This window comes from Klebsiella sp. CN_Kp113 (genome assembly GCF_040064585.1).
GTDB lineage: Bacteria > Pseudomonadota > Gammaproteobacteria > Enterobacterales > Enterobacteriaceae > Klebsiella > Klebsiella michiganensis.
The window spans coordinates 38,161-56,284 of the sequence record NZ_JBEAID010000038.1 but is presented as its reverse complement, the minus strand read 5'-3'; the positions used below and the strand labels follow the sequence as shown (position 1 = coordinate 56,284).

Here is an 18,124-nt window from a genome sequence, read left to right as displayed (position 1 = left end):
CCCGTAGCCCGGGCAAGGCGCGTTAAGCGCCGCCCCCGGGAAAAGAGCGCAGAGTAGGATATTTTCCCGGAGGCGATGATGCGCATCAGTCCGGGCTACTTGACCCGCGTCGAACTCGCCGGGCGATTGCTTTATGGCAATCCGCAGTAAGATGTTACTTCTTCTTCGACGGGTCGTTCTTCGGCCAGTCGTCATCGTCGTCCCACTTGTCGTTGAAGTCGCGATGCGGGGGCAGATCCGGTTTATTGTTGAGAAATTTTTTGTGGTCAACGCGGGTCAGATCTTTAATCACGTTGATCATCACGCCCACCAAAAATACCAACACCAGAACCCACCAGTATTTCGTTAGCCAATCCATGCGCTTACCTCTTCTCTATTGATGCCGTCAGGCGACCAGCTGTTCCATGATGCGTTGGTACATCCGCGCCAGCAGCTGGAGGTCGGCGGCATTCACACACTCGTTTATTTTATGAATGGTGGCGTTCACCGGCCCCAGTTCAACCACCTGCGCGCCCATACGCGCGATAAAGCGCCCGTCGGAGGTGCCGCCGTTGGTCAGCAGCTGCGGTTTTATTTCATTATAGTGCTCAATGGCGTTAACCACCGCATCAACCAGCTTACCGCGGCTGGTCAGGAACGGCTGGCCTGAGAGCCACCAGTCGACGCTGTAGCGCAGCGCGTACTTCTCCAGCAGCGCCACGACGCGCGCTTTAATCATTTCGTCGGTCAGCTCGGTGCTAAAGCGGAAGTTGAACTGGACGAACATATCGCCGGGAATTACGTTGTTGCTGCCGGTGCCGGACTGCACGTTAGCGATTTGCATACTGGTCGGCGGAAAGAACTCGTTGCCCTTATCCCATTCGATATTCACCAGCTCCGCCAGCATCGGCGCGGCGCGGTGCACCGGGTTATCGGCGAGATGCGGGTAGGCCACGTGCCCCTGTACGCCGTGAATGGTCAGGTTGCAGGTCAGAGAGCCGCGACGGCCGTTTTTCACTACATCGCCGACGACTTCGGTGCTGGACGGTTCGCCGACCAGGCAATAATCCAGGCGCTCGTTGCGCGCCATCAGCGCTTCAACAACCTTAACGGTGCCGTTTTTGGCGCTGGCTTCTTCATCAGAAGTGATCAGGAAGGCCAGACGACCTTTATGATTTGGATACTGAGCGACAAAACGTTCGGCGGCGACGACCATTGCCGCGAGCGAGCCTTTCATATCCGCGGCGCCGCGGCCAAACAGCATGCCGTCGCGAATGGTGGGTTCAAAGGGGGGATTAATCCAGCGATCGGCGTCCCCCGACGGGACGACATCGGTATGGCCGGCAAACGCCAGCGTTTCCCCGCGCCCGCGCCAGGCCCAGAAGTTTTGGGTATCCCCGAAATCCATCGGTTCAACGGTAAAGCCAATCGCACGCAGGCGTTCAATCATTAACGCCTGGCATCCCGCATCATCGGGGCTGAGGGAAGGGCGGCGAATAAGCTGCTGAGCCAGCTCAATGACCGGGCAAGACATAGACTACACCTCGTTAAACTGCTGATAACTTGATTCACTGAAACCCAGCAGCATAGGCTGACCGGGCGCGCAGAGCAATGGGCGTTTAATGATTGCCGGCATTTCCAGCATCAGTTTTGCCGCAGCGTCGGCGTTATTGATACCGGCGCGGACCGTTTCATCCAGCTTGCGCCACGTCGTCCCCCGGGTGTTAAGCAGGGCTTCCCAGCCGAGTTCAGCGATAAAGGTATCTAATAAAGTGCGATCCAGACCATCGACACGATAATCATGAAAGCGATATTCTATCTGCTGCGTCTCCAGCCAGCGGCGAGCCTTTTTTATGGTGTCGCAGTTTTTTATCCCGTACATGGTAAGCATGATTAAACCTTTTCCGTTGAATTAAACGATTGGCTAAGAATGTTCCGAATATATAAGCCCTGAATAAATAATACGTGAAATGCTTTAATAAATATCGTTTTTTCCCGTCGGGATATATTCATTGTTACATTTTGGCTGTTTTTTAAACGCCCCCTGACGGCGTTTCCTGGCCTCGAGGCGGATTCCGGTGATTCAGGCTGATGAACAAATGTTGCTAAATGTTGCTGTTGGTCACATTAAAATGCGCAAAATCGGCTCATAGTACTTACGAATGAAAGAGAACGTTCCGCAGGGGGTAATGAAAGTTATCAGTACGATAGCGCAAACAGGCTTTTAACCATCAATGAATTTGCATAAAATCACCCATAATAATAAGAGAGGCTATTATGATTGAACACGAACTGGGGAACTGGAAAGACTTTATCGAAGGCATGCTTCGTAAATAGTTTTCCGCAATAAAAGCATGGCGATTTCACAGGCAGAATAATAATGCAGTTGAAGCGACCACATGAAAAAGGCGACCTGTCCGGTCGCCTTTTCTGTTATTTGGCCCTGGCGAAAATATCGTCAGGGCGCGTCCCGATTATTGCGGCCGTTCCTTGAGCGGGAAGCGGCGGCGTACCAGCACAAAGAACAGCGGCACGAAGAAGATAGCCAGCACCGTGGCGGAAATCATCCCGCCCATCACCCCGGTGCCGACGGCATGCTGGCTGCCGGAGCCCGCCCCGGTGCTGGTGGCCATCGGCAGTACGCCGAAGATAAACGCCAGCGAGGTCATCAGGATCGGCCGCAGACGCTGGCGGCAGGCGGAGAGCGTGGCGGTAAGCAGATCTTCGCCTTTCTGATTCAGCTCATTGGCAAATTCGACAATAAGAATGGCGTTCTTCGCCGACAGGCCGATAACCGTCAGCAGGCCCACCTGGAAATAGACATCGTTTTCCAGGCCGCGCATCCAGGTTGCCAGCAGCGCGCCGATAACCCCCAGCGGCACCACCAGCATCACCGAGAACGGCACCGACCAGCTTTCATACAGCGCCGCCAGGCACAGGAACACCACCAGCAGCGAAATGGCGTACAGCGCCGGCGCCTGCGCCCCGGAGAGCCGCTCCTGATAAGACATCGCCGTCCATTCGAGACCAAACCCGTTCGGCAACTGCTGGGCCAGCTCTTCCATAATCGTCATGGCGGTACCGGTACTGACGCCCGGCGCGGCTTCACCGACGATCTCTACCGCCGAGTAGCCGTTGTAGCGCTCCAGACGCGGCGAGCCGGTCTCCCAGCGCGAGGTCGCGAAGGCGGAGAAGGGCACCATCGTACCGCTGCTGTTGCGCACGTACCACAGGTTGATATCGTCCGGCAGCATGCGATACGGCGCGGCCGCCTGAACGTAGACCTTCTTCACGCGGCCGCGATCCATAAAGTCGTTGACGTAGCTTGACCCCCACGCGGTCTGCAGGGTGTCGTTGATATCGTCGATAGAGACGCCCAGCGCCTGCGCTTTACGCTGATCGATGTCCACCTGAAGCTGCGGACTATCGTCGAGGCCGTTGTGGCGGACGCGGGTGAGCTGATTATTTTTGCCGGCCAGTTCCAGCAGGGTATCGCGGGCGGCCATCAGCGCTTCGTGTCCGTTGCCCGCGTGATCCTCCAGCTCCATATCGAAACCGGCGGAGCTGCCCAGACCGCTGATGGCCGGCGGACTGCTGGCAAAGACGCGCGCTTCTTTAATTTTGTTAAACGCTTTGGTTGCGCGTTCGATGATGGCAAAAGATGAACCGGTTGTGGGATCGCGTTCGTCCCAGTCCTTAAGGCGTACGAACATACGCGCCACGTTCTGGCCGTTGCCGCCGGGGCCGGAGCCGATGGTCGCGAACACCGATTCAACATTTTGCTTCTCATTGTTCAGGAAGTAGTCTTCCGCCTGCTGCACCACCTTCAGGGTTTGCTGTTGGGTTGAGCCGCTCGGCAACTGCACCGAAGTGGTAAACATGCCGCGGTCTTCCAGCGGCAGGAATGACGTGGGCAGATGCAGAAACAGAAAGACCATCCCGCCCAGCAGCAGGACGTAGATCATTATCCAGCGCAGCGAACGATGAAGAATTTTGCCGACCGCGGTTTCGTAGCGGCTGGCGTTACGGTTAAACGTGCGGTTAAACCAGCCAAAAAAGCCCCGCTGCCCGTGGGTTTCGCCTTTATGAACGGGTTTAAGCAATGTGGCGCACAGCGCCGGGGTGAGGATCATCGCCACCAGCACCGACAGTACCATCGCCGAGACGATGGTAATCGAGAACTGGCGGTAGATCGCGCCGGTGGTGCCGCCGAAGAAGGCCATCGGCACAAATACCGCCGATAGCACCATGGCGATACCGACCAGCGCGCCCTGAATCTGCCCCATTGATTTTCGCGTCGCTTCACGCGGCGAGAGGCCCTCCTCGCTCATGATACGCTCGACGTTCTCTACCACCACGATGGCATCGTCCACCAGCAGGCCTATCGCCAGCACCACTGCGAACATGGTTAAGGTGTTGATGCTGTAGCCGCAGGCGTAAAGGACGGCAAAGGTTCCCATCAGCACCACCGGAACGGCGATGGTCGGGATCAGCGTGGCGCGGAAGTTCTGCAGGAACAGATACATCACGAGAAAGACCAGCGCGATGGCTTCAAGCAGCGTTTTCACGACGTCGGTAATCGACGCCTTAACGAATGAGGTGGTTTCGTAAGCGACTTTATATTCCAGGCCGTGCGGGAAATATTGCGACAGCTCGTTCAGACGGCTGATGACGCGTTCAGCGGTCGCCATTTCGTTTGCGCCAGAGGCCAGCTTAACCCCCAGCCCGGACGCCGCCTGGCGGTTGTAGCGGCTGAGGTAATCGTATTTTTCCGCCCCCATCTCGACGGTGGCGACGTCGCCAAGGGTAACTTCCGAACCGTCCTGATTAACCCGCAGGGTAATATCACGGAACTGTTCCGGCGTTTGTAACAGCGATTGTGAATTAATCGTCGCGTTGAGCGCCTGTTTATCCACTGACGGCGTGCCGCCCAGCTGGCCGACGGCGATCTGCGCGTTTTGCGAAGAGATGGCATCAGTGACGTCTTTCGCCGTCATCTGAAAGCTGTTGAGTTTGGCCGGATCGAGCCAGATGCGCATCGAATACTGCGAACCATAGGCGTCAATATCTCCGACGCCGTTGACCCGGCTGAGCGGGTCCTGAATATTACTGGCGACGTAGTCGGCGATATCCTGTTTATCCATACTGCCGTCGGTAGAGACGAAGGCGATCGTCAGGATATTAGTATCCCCGGTTTTACGCACCGTTACGCCCTGGTTCTGGACGGCCTGCGGCAGTTTGCGCATCGCCGACTGTAGCTGGTTCTGCACCTGCTGGACCGCTTCATCCGGATCGGTCCCGGCGGTAAAGCTCAGCGTCACGGTGGCCTGGCCGGTGCCGCTGCTCTGGGATGACATATACATCAGGTTATCGAGGCCGGTCATATTTTGCTCGATAACCTGGGTGACCGTATTTTCCAGCGTCTGTGCCGAAGCGCCCGGATAGTTCGCTGTGATCCGTACGTTAGGCGGGGCAAGGTCGGGATATTGCTCAACGGGAAGCGACAAAATTGCGAGCGTACCGGTCAGGCATAAAAGTATTGCCAGTACCCACGCAAAAATGGGGCGATCGATAAAAAAATTCGCCATCAGAATTAGGACCTCATTTTGCACATTTTTTTGTTATTGCACAGCCTGTGACACTCTAGCGGCAAGCCCTCAGGCAATCGTGGAGAAAATAAGGAGATAGTGTAATTTATCGTGTGCCTTTTATGGCAGCGTAAAGAACTCTCTTTCTTCCTCTATCTGCTCCTTCCTTTCGGCGCGCCGCCGCGGTGGCGCATACGTAGCGCATTATTACTTAGCTAAATAAAACGTGATTTCATTTAAGTCAAAAAAATTGATCCACCTCGGGTTATTACCAAAAAATCGGCAACCTGTGCAAATGCACATTGTTCCGGCACCGTTTTGTCGGGTAATAGATAAGCATGCTAATTGAGGGGTTATTCACCACGAAGACTGAAGGATGTCATGAACCACTTTATTTTAAGCGATAGTCATAAGTGCATCGGATGCAAGGCTTGTGAAGTTGCCTGCGTCATGGCGCACAACGATAAGCAGCATGTTTTGACCCCGCAGCGTTTTTTGCCGCGCATTACGGTTATCAAAAACGAGCAAAAACGTAACGCCGTAACCTGCCACCATTGTGAAGGGGCGCCGTGCGCCCGCAGTTGTCCCAATGGCGCCATCAGCCAGCTTAACGACAGCGTCCAGGTTAATCAGGAGAAATGCATCGGCTGTAAATCCTGTATGGTTGCCTGCCCGTTTGGCGTGATGCAAATCGTCCTGACGCCGGTACAGGAGGAGAGGGTCAAAGCGACGGCGCATAAATGCGATTTGTGCAGCGGTCGCGAAGAGGGGCCCGCCTGCGTACAAAACTGCCCGGCCGAAGCGCTGGTACTGGCAACGGACAGCACGCTGGTGAATCTGGCGAAACAGCGGCGTCAGCGCGCGGCGCGTCTTGGCCACCCCGGCGCGGCGATGGCGCCTTGCTCCGCGGGCAAAGTCGCGCAGATGGCCGCGACGCCGCCGCGCGGCGAGCCCGACAAGCTATCCGCCGAGGCGCGTAAGGCCAATTTTAGCGAAATCTATCTGCCGTTCAGCGCCGGGCAGGCCAACCGCGAGGCGGAGCGCTGCCTGACGTGCGGCGAGCACAGCATTTGTGAATGGACCTGTCCGCTGCATAACCATATTCCGCAGCGGATTGAACGCGTGAAAGAGGGGGATATTTCCGCCGCCGTGGAGCTTTCTCACCAGACCAACTGCCTGCCGGAAATTACCGGCCGCGTCTGCCCGCAGGATCGCCTGTGCGAAGGGGCCTGCACGCTGCGCGATGAGCACGGTTCGGTGACTATCGGCAACATTGAACGCTATATCTCCGACCAGGCGCTGGCCAACGGCTGGCGGCCGGATCTTTCTCAGGTCGTTGAAAGCGGCAAGCGGGTGGCGATTATCGGCGCGGGTCCTGCCGGGCTCGCCTGCGCCGACCGTCTGGTGCGTAACGGCGTGAGTCCGGTGGTCTTTGACCGTCACCCGGAAATTGGCGGTCTGCTGACCTTTGGTATTCCTGCCTTTAAGCTGGATAAATCTCTGCTTGCCCGGCGGCGGGAAATCTTTACCCAGATGGGCGTGCGCTTTGAGCTGAACTGCGAGATAGGCAAAGATATCCCGCTGACGACGCTGCTTGATGACTATGACGCGGTATTTATTGGCGCCGGAACCTATCGCTCGATGAAAGCGGATCTGCCGAATGAAGACGCGCCCGGCGTATATGACGCGCTGCCGTTCCTGATAGCCAACACCAAACAGGTGATGGGGCTGCTTGAACTGCCGGAAGAGCCTTACGTCAACACCGAAGGGCTGAACGTCGTGGTGCTCGGCGGCGGCGATACGGCGATGGACTGCGTGCGTACCGCGCTGCGCCACGGCGCGAAGCAGGTTACCTGCGCCTATCGTCGCGATGAAGCCAATATGCCTGGTTCGAAGAAAGAGGTGAAAAACGCGCGCGAAGAGGGGGCGCAGTTTGAATTTAACGTCCAGCCGGTCACCCTGGAGCTGAACGAGAAGGGACACGTCAACGGCGTACGCTTTCTGCGTACCCGGCTGGGCGCGCCGGACGCTCAGGGGCGCCGCAGCCCGTCGCCAATCCCCGGAAGCGAGTTTGTCATGCCCGCCGACGCGGTGATCATGGCTTTTGGTTTCCATCCGCACGGTATGCCGTGGCTGGAATCGGTGGGCGTTAAGCTCGATAGCCGGGGTCGAATCAAGGCCAATGTGGAAAGCCGCTACCGCTACCAGACCACCCATCGCAAAGTGTTTGCCGGCGGCGATGCGGTGCGCGGCGCCGATCTGGTGGTGACCGCCATGGCGGAAGGCCGCCACGCGGCGCAGGGGATAATGGACTTCCTCGAGGTTAAATCGATTCCGCTTCACTGACGACAAAGCGGGCTTCACAGCGTAGTATGGAATCGTCATTTCACGCTGTGGGGCTCGTATGTCACTCAATATCAACATTATCAAAGATAAAATCCTCTCCGAAAACTGGTTCCTTTTGCGCAACATGACCTATGAACTGACGCGCAGCGACGGCAGCGTGGTTCGCCATAGACGCGAAGTCTACGATCGCGGCAACGGCGCTACCATCTTGCTGTATAACCGCCATAAGCAGACCGTCGTGCTGGTTCGCCAGTTCCGCATCGCGACCTGGATAAACGGCAACGAAGACGGGATGCTGATTGAAACCTGCGCCGGGCTGTTGGACAGCGATGAGCCGGAGGAGTGCGTGCGCAAAGAAGCCATTGAAGAGACCGGTTTCGAAGTGGGTGAAGTGCGCAAACTGTTTGAACTGTTTATGTCGCCCGGCGGCGTCACCGAGCTTATCTATTTCTTTATTGCCGAATATAACGATACTCAGCGGGCCAACGATGGCGGCGGCGTTGATGATGAAGATATTGAGGTGCTGGAGCTCCCTTATCATCGCGCGCTGGAGATGATGGCGAACGGGGAGATCCGCGATGGCAAAGCGGTGATCCTGCTGCAATATTTGCAAACCTCCGGGCTGATGAACGGGGATCTCTGATAAATCCGATTGAGTAAAACCTCGCCGCTGGTGAACATAGCCGCTGTGTATGGCGTTTTCTCCGGGGTTGTGCCGCTCATGTTGCATCGGGTTATTTTGTTTCTGCTTTTCGGTTTAGTGCCGACGTCGCTGGTGCGGGCGGCGCCGGCACAACAGCTCTTCAATGACTGGCAGGTAACCTGCAACAATCAGAACTTCTGCGTGGCCCGCAACGTCGGGCTGCATCACGGCCTGGTCATGACCCTCACCCGCAGCGCCGGGGCGGCTACCAGCGCCAGCCTGCGCATTGAACTCGGCGGCGTGGGCAATCCGGTCGCGGCGCTGGCGCCGATTGCGCCGCGCCTTCGCCTCGATGGTAAACCCCTGTCTCTGGGCGATAAACATTGGCAGATCGCCGACAAACTGCTTGAAACCGACGATAGCGTCACCATTGATGCCTTTCTGCAGCAGGTGCAGGCAGCAAAGGCGATAACCCTCGAAAATGGCCTGCAGGCCATCTCTTTACAGGGGCTGAAAGCCGCCCTGCTGTTTATCGATAGCCGGCAGAAGCGCGTGGGGAGCGAAACCGCGTGGGTAGGGAAGGGAGAAGAGCCGCCGCTCAGCGTTCCGCCCGCCCCGGCGCTGCGCTCGGTGGCGAGAATCGACGTGGCGGAGTCCCCCCTCAGCCGCGATGAACTTAACGATCTCATGGATTATGGCAACGAGCGCATGAACAGCAGCGCCTGTTCGCTGGATCCGTTTCGCCGCGAGGTGCGGGTTGCCGCGCTGACCGACGATAGGGTGCTGCTGATGACCAGCTGCGAAGCGGGCGCCTACAACACCATTTGGCTGGCCTGGCTGGTGTCGCGCCAGCGGCCGTATATTGCTCATCCGGTACGGCTCACTCTGCCTTTCCAGCCCCCCGGCGACGGGCCGCGCGATGTCGAACTGGTAAACGCCCGCTACGACGATCGACGCCAGGAACTGGTGACGCTGGATAAAGGGCGCGCGCCCGGCGACTGCGGGACGCAAACGCGCTGGCGCTATGACGGCCAGCGGTTTAGCCTGGTACGCTACGCGCGGCAGCCGCAGTGCGATAACTGGCAGGGGCCAGACGCCTGGCCCACGCTCTGGGTTACCCGTTCAGTACCTCGTCCCCCACGGTAACGATATGCTCAACGGTAAAGCCGAAGTAAGGGAAGAGCTTATCCGCGGGGGCCGATTCACCGTAGCCGGTCATGCCGACGATTTTGCCTTTTAGCCCCACATACTTATACCAGTAGTCGGCGATGCCGGCCTCAACCGCGACGCGGGCGCTGACGTCCGACGGCAGGACCGATTCCCGGTAGGCTTCCTCCTGGGCATCAAACACGTCGGTCGATGGCAGGGAGACCACGCGCACGTTCACCCCTTTGGCCAGCAGCTTCTCCGCCGCCAGCACGGTGATCTCGACTTCCGAACCGGTAGCTATCAGGATCAGGTCCGGCTTGCCGCCAGCGTCCTTCAGCACGTAGCCGCCGCGGGCGATATTCTGTACCTGCTCCGGCGTGCGCGCCATTTGCGCCAGATTTTGCCTTGAGAGGATCAGCGCCGTCGGCCCGCTGTGACGTTCGACCGCCAGCTTCCACGCCACCGCGGCCTCCACCTGATCGCACGGTCGCCAGGTGCTGAAGTTTGGCGTCAGGCGCAGGCTGGCCAGCTGTTCTACCGCCTGGTGCGTCGGACCATCTTCGCCGAGACCGATGGAATCGTGGGTATAGACCATGATTTGCCGCGCTTTCATCAGCGCCGCCATACGCGCCGCGTTGCGGGCATATTCGACGAACATCAGGAAGGTGGCGGTATAGGGGACAAACCCGCCGTGATGCGCGATGCCGTTGGCGATGGCCGTCATCCCGAACTCGCGTACGCCGTAGTGGATATAGTTACCCGCCGGATCCTCTTTCAGCGAAGTCGATCCTTTCCAGATGGTCAGGTTGCTGGGCGCGAGGTCAGCGGAGCCGCCCAGCAGTTCCGGCAGATGCGGGCCGTAGGCATCGAGGGCATTTTGCGAAGCCTTGCGGGTGGCTATTTTCGCCGGGTTAGCCTGCAGATCGGCAATATACTTCCGCGTCGTTTCATTCCACGACTCAGGCAGTCCGCCGCTCATGCGCCGCGTAAACTCCGCCGCCAGCTGCGGATGGGCCTGCTGATAGGCGGCAAACTTCTCCTCCCAGCTTTTCTGCGCCTTTTGTCCCTTTTCACGCGCGTCCCAGGCCCGGTAGATCTCTTTCGGGATCTCAAACGCCGGGTGATGCCAGCCCAGCTGCTGGCGCGCCAGCGCCACTTCCTGTTCTCCCAGCGCCGCGCCGTGGGCCTCTTCTTTCCCGGCTTTATTCGGCGAACCAAAGCCTATCACCGTACGGCAGATAATCAGCGAGGGTTTGTCCTTCACGCTCTGGGCTTCCAGAATCGCTTTCTTCACGGCTTCGGGGTCGTGGCCGTCAATTTCATGCACCACATGCCAGTGATAGGCCTCAAAGCGTTTTGCCGTGTCATCGGTAAACCAGCCTTTGGTTTCGCCATCAATGGAAATGCCGTTGTGGTCGTAGAAGCCGATCAGCTTGCCCAGTCCTAACGTCCCCGCCAGAGAGCACACTTCGTGAGAAATCCCCTCCATCAGGCAGCCATCGCCCATAAACACGTAGGTGAAGTGATCGACGATCTCATGGTCTGGCTGATTAAACTGGGCCGCCAGCGTGCGCTCGGCGATAGCCAGGCCCACGGCATTCGCCAGTCCTTGCCCCAGCGGACCGGTGGTGGTTTCCACTCCCGGCGTATAGCCAATCTCCGGGTGGCCCGGGGTTTTTGAATGCAGCTGACGGAAGTTTTTTATCTCTTCGATGGGCAGGTCATAGCCCGTCAGATGCAGCAGGCTGTAAAGCAGCATCGACGCGTGGCCGTTGGAGAGAATAAAGCGGTCGCGATCGTACCATTGCGGGTTTTCAGGATTGTGCTTGAGGAAATCGTTCCATAGCACCTCGGCGATATCGGCCATACCCATTGGCGCGCCGGGGTGGCCGGAGTTGGCTTTCTGGACTGCATCCATACTCAGGGCGCGGATGGCGTTGGCTAGTTCTCTACGGGACATAATGTGCTCCTGAAACAATAGGTTACATGAGTTTTTATTGGATTAGGATAGAGAGGGTGATGAGTTGCATAACTAAAAAGCATAGCAGACGGGGCTATCATTGCTTCTGAAACTAAGTTACATAAACAATATAAATCGATAACAAATATAACTTTGTTATGGCGAGAGTTTGGCGGTGTTCAAAGTTTACGAAGCCGTCAGGCGAGATACTAGGTGGCCCTTTAGGGTGAACACCAGGTACGCGATAACGTTTCACCCCCTACGATCGATACGTGAAAGGAACGATAAAATGGATGAGCAGTTAAAACAAAGCGCCCTTGATTTCCACGAATTCCCGGTCCCCGGAAAAATCCAGGTCTCCCCGACCAAACCGCTGGCTACCCAACGCGATCTGGCCCTGGCCTACTCGCCGGGCGTCGCCGCGCCCTGCCTGGAAATCGAGAAGGATCCGCTGGCAGCCTATAAATATACCGCGCGCGGCAACCTTGTAGCGGTGGTCTCCAACGGCACGGCCGTTCTGGGGCTGGGCAATATCGGCGCGCTGGCCGGTAAGCCGGTGATGGAAGGCAAAGGCGTTCTGTTTAAAAAATTCGCTGGTATCGATGTGTTCGATATTGAAGTCGATGAACTGGACCCGGACAAATTTATCAACGTCGTCGCGGCGCTGGAGCCGACCTTCGGCGGTATCAACCTTGAAGATATTAAAGCGCCGGAGTGCTTCTACATCGAGCAAAAGCTGCGCGAGCGCATGAATATTCCGGTTTTCCATGACGATCAGCACGGGACGGCGATTATCAGTACCGCGGCGATTCTTAACGGTCTGCGGGTGGTGGAGAAAAACATCTCCGACGTGCGGATGGTGGTCTCCGGCGCGGGCGCGGCGGCGATTGCCTGTATGAACCTGCTGGTGGCGCTGGGGATGCAGAAACACAACATCGTGGTCTGCGACTCGAAAGGCGTTATCTATAAGGGCCGCGAGCCGAATATGGCGGAGACGAAAGCGGCCTATGCGGTCGAAGACAGCGGCAAACGCACGCTGGATGACGTGATTGACGGAGCGGACATTTTCCTCGGCTGCTCGGGCCCGAAAGTGCTGACTCAGGAGATGGTGAAGAAAATGGCCCGCGCGCCGATGATTCTGGCGCTGGCTAATCCGGAGCCGGAGATTCTGCCGCCGCTGGCGAAAGAGGTGCGCTCCGACGCCATTATTTGTACCGGCCGCTCCGACTATCCGAACCAGGTAAACAACGTGCTGTGCTTCCCGTTCATCTTCCGCGGCGCGCTGGACGTCGGCGCAACGGCGATTAACGAAGAGATGAAGCTGGCGGCGGTGCACGCGATTGCCGAGCTGGCGCACGCTGAACAGAGCGAAGTGGTGGCCTCCGCCTACGGCGATCAGGATCTGAGCTTCGGCGCGGAATATATCATTCCGAAGCCGTTCGACCCGCGGCTGATCGTCAAGATTGCTCCGGCAGTGGCGAAAGCGGCGATGGACTCCGGCGTCGCGACCCGCCCGATCGCCGATTTTGATGCGTACATCGAGAAGCTCAGCGAGTTCGTCTACAAAACGAACCTGTTTATGAAGCCGATTTTCTCGCAGGCGCGCAAAGAGCCGAAGCGGGTGGTACTGGCGGAAGGCGAAGATACCCGCGTACTGCACGCGACTCAGGAGCTGGTCTCCCTTGGGCTGGCGAAACCGATTCTGATCGGTCGTCCCGGCGTCATTGAGATGCGCATCCAGAAACTGGGACTGCAGATCAAAGCCGGGGTTGATTTTGAGATCGTCAATAACGAATCCGATCCGCGTTTCAAAGAGTACTGGAATGAATATTACACCCTGATGAAGCGGCGCGGGATCACCCAGGAGCAGGCGCAGCGGGCGGTGATCAGCAACACTACGGTCATTGGCGCGATCATGGTGCAGCGCGGCGAAGCCGATGCGATGATCTGCGGCACCATCGGTGACTATCACGAGCACTACAGCGTCATTCAGCCGCTGTTTGGCTACCGCGAAGGGGTTCATGCGGCCGGGGCGATGAACGCGCTGCTGCTGCCGAGCGGCAACACCTTTATCGCCGACACCTACGTCAACCACGATCCCTCGCCGGAGCAAATTGCCGAGATCACCCTGATGGCGGCAGAAACCGTTCGTCGATTCGGGATTGAACCGCGGGTGGCGCTGCTGTCGCACTCGAACTTTGGTTCCTCGGACTGCCCGTCCGCCAGCAAAATGCGCCAGGCGCTGGAGCTGGTGAAGGCGCAGGCGCCGGAGTTGATGATCGATGGCGAAATGCACGGCGATGCCGCGCTGGTGGAAAGCATTCGTAATGAGCGGATGCCGGACAGCCCGCTGAAAGGTTCGGCCAATATTCTGGTGATGCCGAATATGGAAGCAGCGCGTATTAGTTACAACTTACTTCGCGTCTCCAGCTCTGAAGGCGTCACCGTCGGACCGGTGCTGATGGGCGTCGCAAAGCCGGTGCATATCCTGACGCCAATTGCTTCGGTACGGCGTATCGTGAATATGGTCGCGCTGGCGGTTGTTGAAGCGCAAACTCAGCCGCTGTAATTTTCATTTAATTATTTCAGGCGCGGGAATTCTCCCGCGCTTTTTTATTTCTGTTTATAAGTGATCTATCTCACCTTTCAAATCAACTTGCCGAATTTTGTTATTTACTCCAGCGGAAACTTGTCACGATAAGCGCAAGTTTTAGCGGAGCGGTGAGCCATGGATAAAGAACGCATCATTCAGGAATTTGTACCCGGCAAGCAGGTGACGCTGGCGCATCTGATTGCGCACCCTGGGGCAGAACTGGCGAAAAAGATCGGCGTTCCCGAATCCGGCGCTATCGGCATTATGACCTTAACCCCTGGAGAAACCGCCATGATCGCCGGTGATTTAGCGATGAAGGCCGCCGATGTGCATATCGGTTTTCTCGACCGGTTTAGCGGCGCGCTGGTGATTTACGGCTCGGTCGGCGCGGTAGAAGAGGCGCTGCTGCAGACGGTGAGCGGGCTTGGCCGATTATTAAATTACACCCTCTGCGAGTTAACCAAAAGCTAATTAGAGGCGGCAATGAAACGTATTGCATTTGTCGGTACGGTGGGCGCGGGAAAAACAACGCTATTTAATGCGTTACAGGGAAATTATTCCCTCGCGAGAAAAACGCAGGCCGTGGAATTTAACGAGAAAGGCGATATTGACACCCCGGGGGAATATTTCAGCCATCCGCGCTGGTACCACGCATTAATTACCACGCTGCAGGATGTCGATACGCTGATTTATGTCCACGCGGCAAATGATACCGAAAGTCGCTTACCCGCCGGGCTACTGGATATTGGCGCGAATAAACGACATATCGCCGCGATCAGCAAAACGGATATGCCGGACGCCGACGTCGCCGCGGTGCGGCAACTGCTGTACGGGATGGGGTTTCAGGAGCCGATTTTCGAACTCAACGCTCACGACCCGCAAAGCGTAGAGCATCTGGTGAATTACCTGAGTGAGCTCAGCCAAAAGGAGGAAGGGGCAGGTGAAGAAACTTATCACAGCTAACGATATTCGTGCGGTCCACGCGCGAGGCGAAGAGGAAATATCGGTTGTGCTGCGCGCCAGCATCATCACCCCGGAAGCCCGCGAAGTTGCGGAGCTGCTGGGCGTCGCCATCCAGGAGTGCGATGAATCCGCGCCAGAGCCGGCAGTCCCGGCGGCAGAGGAAAAAACCGAAAGCCAGCGCATTCGCGAAACCATTATCGCGCAGCTGCCGGAAGGGCAGTTTACCGAAAGCCTGGTGGCGCAGCTGATGGAAAAAGTGATGAAGGAGAAGCAGTCGCTGGGGATGGACGCGATGCAGCCCAGCTTTAAGGCGGTCACCGGTAAAGGCGGCGTAAAGGTCATTGACGGCAGCAGCGTGAAATTCGGCCGCTTCGACGGCGCCGAACCGCACCGCGTCGGCTTAACGGATTTGGTCACCGAGCAGGACGGCAGCAGTATGGCCGCCGGGTTTATGCAGTGGGAAAACGCCTTCTTCCCCTGGACGCTGAACTATGACGAGGTCGACATGGTGCTGGAGGGCGAACTCCACGTGCGCCATGAAGGCGAAACCATGGTGGCCAAAGCCGGGGACGTGATGTTTATCCCGAAAGGCTCCAGCATTGAATTCGGCACGCCGTCGACCGTGCGCTTCCTGTACGTCGCCTGGCCTGCGAACTGGCAATCGCTATGAAAGATTTTATTACCGAAGCCTGGCTCAGAGCGAACCATACGCTCAGCGAAGGGGCAGAAATTCATCTGCCCGCCGACGCCCGTCTGACGCCTTCGGCCCGGGAGCTGCTGGAAAGCCGCCGTCTGCGCATTAAGTTTCTCGACGAGCAGGGCAGCCTGTTTGTCGATGACGACGCGCAGCAGCCGCAGCCGGTACACGGTTTAACCAGCAGCGGTACGCATCCGCAGGCCTGCTGCGAACTGTGCCGCCAGCCGGTAGACAAAAAACCGGACACCCTGACCCATCTGACGGCGGAAAAAATGGTCGCCAAAAGCGATCCGCGGCTGGGCTTTCGCGCCGCCCTCGACGCCACCATCGCCCTGGCGGTATGGCTGCAAATCGAACTGGCGGAGCCCTGGCAGCCCTGGCTGGCGGATATCCGCTCGCGCCTGGGCAATATTATGCGCGCCGACGCCGTGGGTGAACCGCTGGCGGCGCAGTCTATCGTCGGGCTGAACGAGGATGAACTGCATCGCCTTTCCCACCAGCCGCTGCGCTATCTCGACCACGATCATCTGGTGCCGGAAGCCGGCCACGGCCGCGATGCCGCGCTGCTCAATCTGCTGCGAAGCAAAATACGCGAAACGGAAACGGTCGCCGCGCAGGTCTTTATTACCCGCAGTTTTGAGGTCTTACGTCCGGACATTCTGCAGGCGCTCAACCGCCTCTCCAGCACCGTCTACGTGATGATGATTTTAAGCGTGGCGAAACATCCGCTAACCGTTAGTCAGATCCAACAGCGTCTGGGAGGGGAGCAATGATTATTCAACGCGCCCGTCAACTGGCTTTGCGTTCGCCCGCCCGGGTGGTGTTTGCGGACGCGCTGGATATCCGCGTCCTCAAAGCGGCGCACTACCTCCAGCAGCAGGGGCTGGCAAAGCCGATTTTGATCGCCAGCCCTTTTGCCCTGCGCCAGTTCGCCCTCAGCCACCGCCTGCCGATGGACGGTATGCAGATCGTCGACCCGCACAGCAACCGGCAAATGCGTGAAGCGTTTGCCCGGCGCTGGCTTGCCCGCGCCGGAGAAAAAACGCCGCCGGACGCGGAGGAAAAACTCAACGACCCGCTGATGTTCGCCGCCGCCATGGTCAGCGCCGGGAAGGCCGACGTGTGTATTGCCGGCAATCTCTCCTCGACGGCGAACGTGCTGCGCGCCGGATTACGCATTATTGGCCTTCAGCCTGGCTGCAAAACGCTGTCGTCGATCTTTCTGATGCTGCCGCAGTACGTCGGACCGGCGCTGGGATTTGCCGACTGCAGCGTGGTGCCGCAGCCGACGGCGGCGCAGCTGGCGGATATCGCCATTGCCAGCGCGGAGACATGGCAGGCCATTACCGGCGAGGAGCCGCGGGTGGCGATGCTGTCGTTTTCCAGCAGCGGCAGCGCCCGTCATCCCAACGTCGCCAACGTACAGCAGGCCACAGAGATCGTGCGTCAGCGCGCTCCGCAGCTGATGGTGGATGGCGAACTGCAGTTTGACGCCGCCTTCGTGCCGGAGGTCGCCGCGCAAAAAGCGCCCGCCAGTCCGCTGCAGGGGCGGGCCAACGTGATGGTTTTTCCGTCGCTGGAAGCCGGCAACATCGGCTACAAAATCGCCCAGCGCCTGGGCGGCTATCGTGCGGTCGGGCCGCTGATTCAGGGGCTGGCCGCACCGCTCCACGACCTCTCCCGAGGCTGTAGCGTGCAGGAAATTATCGAACTGGCGTTAGTGGCAGCCGTGCCGCGCCGGAGTGACGTAAGCGGCGAGTGCCGCTTACCCACGCAGGTTGAATGAACGGTCCCGTTCTGGACCCCCTTAAGTAAGAGGAAAACACAATGGAAGCATTAGGAATGATTGAAACCCGGGGCCTGGTTGCGCTGATTGAGGCCTCTGATGCGATGGTGAAAGCCGCGCGCGTGAAGCTGGTTGGCGTGAAGCAGATTGGCGGCGGTCTGGTGACCGCGATGGTGCGCGGCGACGTGGCGGCCTGCAAAGCCGCTACCGATGCCGGCGCCGCTGCGGCGCAGCGCATCGGCGAGCTGGTCTCGGTGCACGTGATTCCGCGTCCGCACGGCGATCTGGAGGAGGTATTCCCCATCAGTTTCAAAGGCGACAGCAATATCTGATGGTCGGGCCGGATAAGACGCGCCAGCGTTGCCTTCCGGCATTAACGCGCGCCATTGCCTGATGGCGCTGCGCTTATCCGGCCCACGA

At 58.2% G+C, this 18,124-nt stretch carries 15 protein-coding genes and 1 pseudogene; 11 read left to right on the top strand and 5 right to left on the bottom strand.

Annotated features, from left to right (window positions below; translation table 11 throughout):
- Positions 1 to 154: 154 nt before the first annotated feature.
- From ABLV30_RS23855 to ABLV30_RS23845, 3 genes are read right to left on the bottom strand one after another with little or no spacing between them, the layout of a single operon-like run.
- The gene (locus ABLV30_RS23855; protein WP_004123464.1) at positions 155 to 358 is read right to left on the bottom strand and encodes a YpfN family protein; all 204 of its coding nucleotides are present in this window, start codon (positions 356 to 358) and stop codon (positions 155 to 157) included.
- A 27-nt stretch (positions 359 to 385) separates the two neighbouring features.
- The gene (gene dapE, locus ABLV30_RS23850; protein ID WP_004853076.1) at positions 386 to 1,513 is read right to left on the bottom strand and encodes a succinyl-diaminopimelate desuccinylase; all 1,128 of its coding nucleotides are present in this window, start codon (positions 1,511 to 1,513) and stop codon (positions 386 to 388) included.
- Positions 1,514 to 1,516: 3 nt separating this feature from the next.
- Complete coding sequence (locus ABLV30_RS23845; RefSeq protein WP_004853073.1) at positions 1,517 to 1,870, bottom strand: ArsC family reductase; 354 nt, start codon at positions 1,868 to 1,870, stop codon at positions 1,517 to 1,519.
- Positions 1,871 to 2,256: 386 nt separating this feature from the next.
- Here ABLV30_RS23845 and ypfM point away from each other — a divergent pair, with 386 nt between their 5' ends.
- Complete coding sequence (gene ypfM / locus ABLV30_RS23840; RefSeq protein WP_100181659.1) at positions 2,257 to 2,316, top strand: protein YpfM; 60 nt, start codon at positions 2,257 to 2,259, stop codon at positions 2,314 to 2,316.
- 137 nt (positions 2,317 to 2,453) lie between these two features.
- Here ypfM and acrD read toward each other — a convergent pair whose 3' ends face one another.
- Positions 2,454 to 5,567 (bottom strand): multidrug efflux RND transporter permease AcrD, encoded by a 3,114-nt coding sequence (gene acrD, locus ABLV30_RS23835; protein WP_004853071.1) that lies wholly within the window; start codon positions 5,565 to 5,567, stop codon positions 2,454 to 2,456.
- A gap of 381 nt (positions 5,568 to 5,948) precedes the next feature.
- On the opposite strand from acrD, the gene aegA reads away from it, so the two are divergent.
- The 3 genes and pseudogenes from aegA to ABLV30_RS23820 all read left to right on the top strand — a co-directional run bounded on the left by aegA (position 5,949) and on the right by ABLV30_RS23820 (position 9,702).
- Complete coding sequence (aegA, locus tag ABLV30_RS23830; RefSeq protein ID WP_348865684.1) at positions 5,949 to 7,913, top strand: formate-dependent uric acid utilization protein AegA; 1,965 nt, start codon at positions 5,949 to 5,951, stop codon at positions 7,911 to 7,913.
- Positions 7,914 to 7,971: 58 nt separating this feature from the next.
- Positions 7,972 to 8,569: pseudogene (gene nudK / locus ABLV30_RS23825) on the top strand (GDP-mannose pyrophosphatase NudK).
- Between the two features lie 65 nt (positions 8,570 to 8,634).
- On the top strand, positions 8,635 to 9,702 hold the full coding sequence (locus ABLV30_RS23820; protein ID WP_064358871.1) for a DUF1176 domain-containing protein: 1,068 nt from the start codon (positions 8,635 to 8,637) through the stop codon (positions 9,700 to 9,702).
- Here the strand turns inward: ABLV30_RS23820 and tkt are convergent.
- Positions 9,671 to 11,665 (bottom strand): transketolase, encoded by a 1,995-nt coding sequence (tkt, locus tag ABLV30_RS23815; protein WP_042945780.1) that lies wholly within the window; start codon positions 11,663 to 11,665, stop codon positions 9,671 to 9,673. The two genes, ABLV30_RS23820 and tkt, sit on opposite strands and share 32 nt — an antisense overlap.
- A gap of 289 nt (positions 11,666 to 11,954) precedes the next feature.
- Between tkt and maeB the strand changes: the two genes are divergently transcribed.
- From maeB to eutM, 7 genes are all read left to right on the top strand, one after another.
- Positions 11,955 to 14,234, top strand: coding sequence for an NADP-dependent oxaloacetate-decarboxylating malate dehydrogenase (gene maeB, locus ABLV30_RS23810; protein WP_004853066.1), 2,280 nt, complete (start codon positions 11,955 to 11,957; stop codon positions 14,232 to 14,234).
- Positions 14,235 to 14,393: 159 nt separating this feature from the next.
- Positions 14,394 to 14,729: an ethanolamine utilization microcompartment protein EutS gene (gene eutS / locus ABLV30_RS23805; RefSeq protein ID WP_004123425.1), complete on the top strand. Its 336-nt coding sequence runs from the start codon at positions 14,394 to 14,396 to the stop codon at positions 14,727 to 14,729.
- 12 nt (positions 14,730 to 14,741) lie between these two features.
- Positions 14,742 to 15,221 (top strand): ethanolamine utilization acetate kinase EutP, encoded by a 480-nt coding sequence (gene eutP / locus ABLV30_RS23800; RefSeq protein WP_009654912.1) that lies wholly within the window; start codon positions 14,742 to 14,744, stop codon positions 15,219 to 15,221.
- A complete protein-coding gene (eutQ, locus tag ABLV30_RS23795; protein ID WP_109241387.1) occupies positions 15,199 to 15,891 on the top strand; it encodes an ethanolamine utilization acetate kinase EutQ in 693 nt (230 codons plus the stop codon). The genes eutP and eutQ overlap by 23 nt, the downstream gene beginning before the upstream one ends.
- Positions 15,888 to 16,691 carry an ethanolamine utilization cob(I)yrinic acid a,c-diamide adenosyltransferase EutT gene (gene eutT / locus ABLV30_RS23790; RefSeq protein ID WP_014839175.1) on the top strand — a complete coding sequence of 268 codons (804 nt, stop codon included), beginning with the start codon at positions 15,888 to 15,890 and terminating at the stop codon, positions 16,689 to 16,691. Before eutQ ends, eutT begins: the two co-directional genes overlap by 4 nt.
- Positions 16,688 to 17,704 carry a phosphate acetyltransferase gene (pta, locus tag ABLV30_RS23785; protein ID WP_032750862.1) on the top strand — a complete coding sequence of 339 codons (1,017 nt, stop codon included), beginning with the start codon at positions 16,688 to 16,690 and terminating at the stop codon, positions 17,702 to 17,704. Before eutT ends, pta begins: the two co-directional genes overlap by 4 nt.
- A 41-nt stretch (positions 17,705 to 17,745) precedes the next feature.
- The gene (gene eutM / locus ABLV30_RS23780; protein ID WP_000387720.1) at positions 17,746 to 18,036 is read left to right on the top strand and encodes an ethanolamine utilization microcompartment protein EutM; all 291 of its coding nucleotides are present in this window, start codon (positions 17,746 to 17,748) and stop codon (positions 18,034 to 18,036) included.
- Positions 18,037 to 18,124 lie beyond the last annotated feature (88 nt).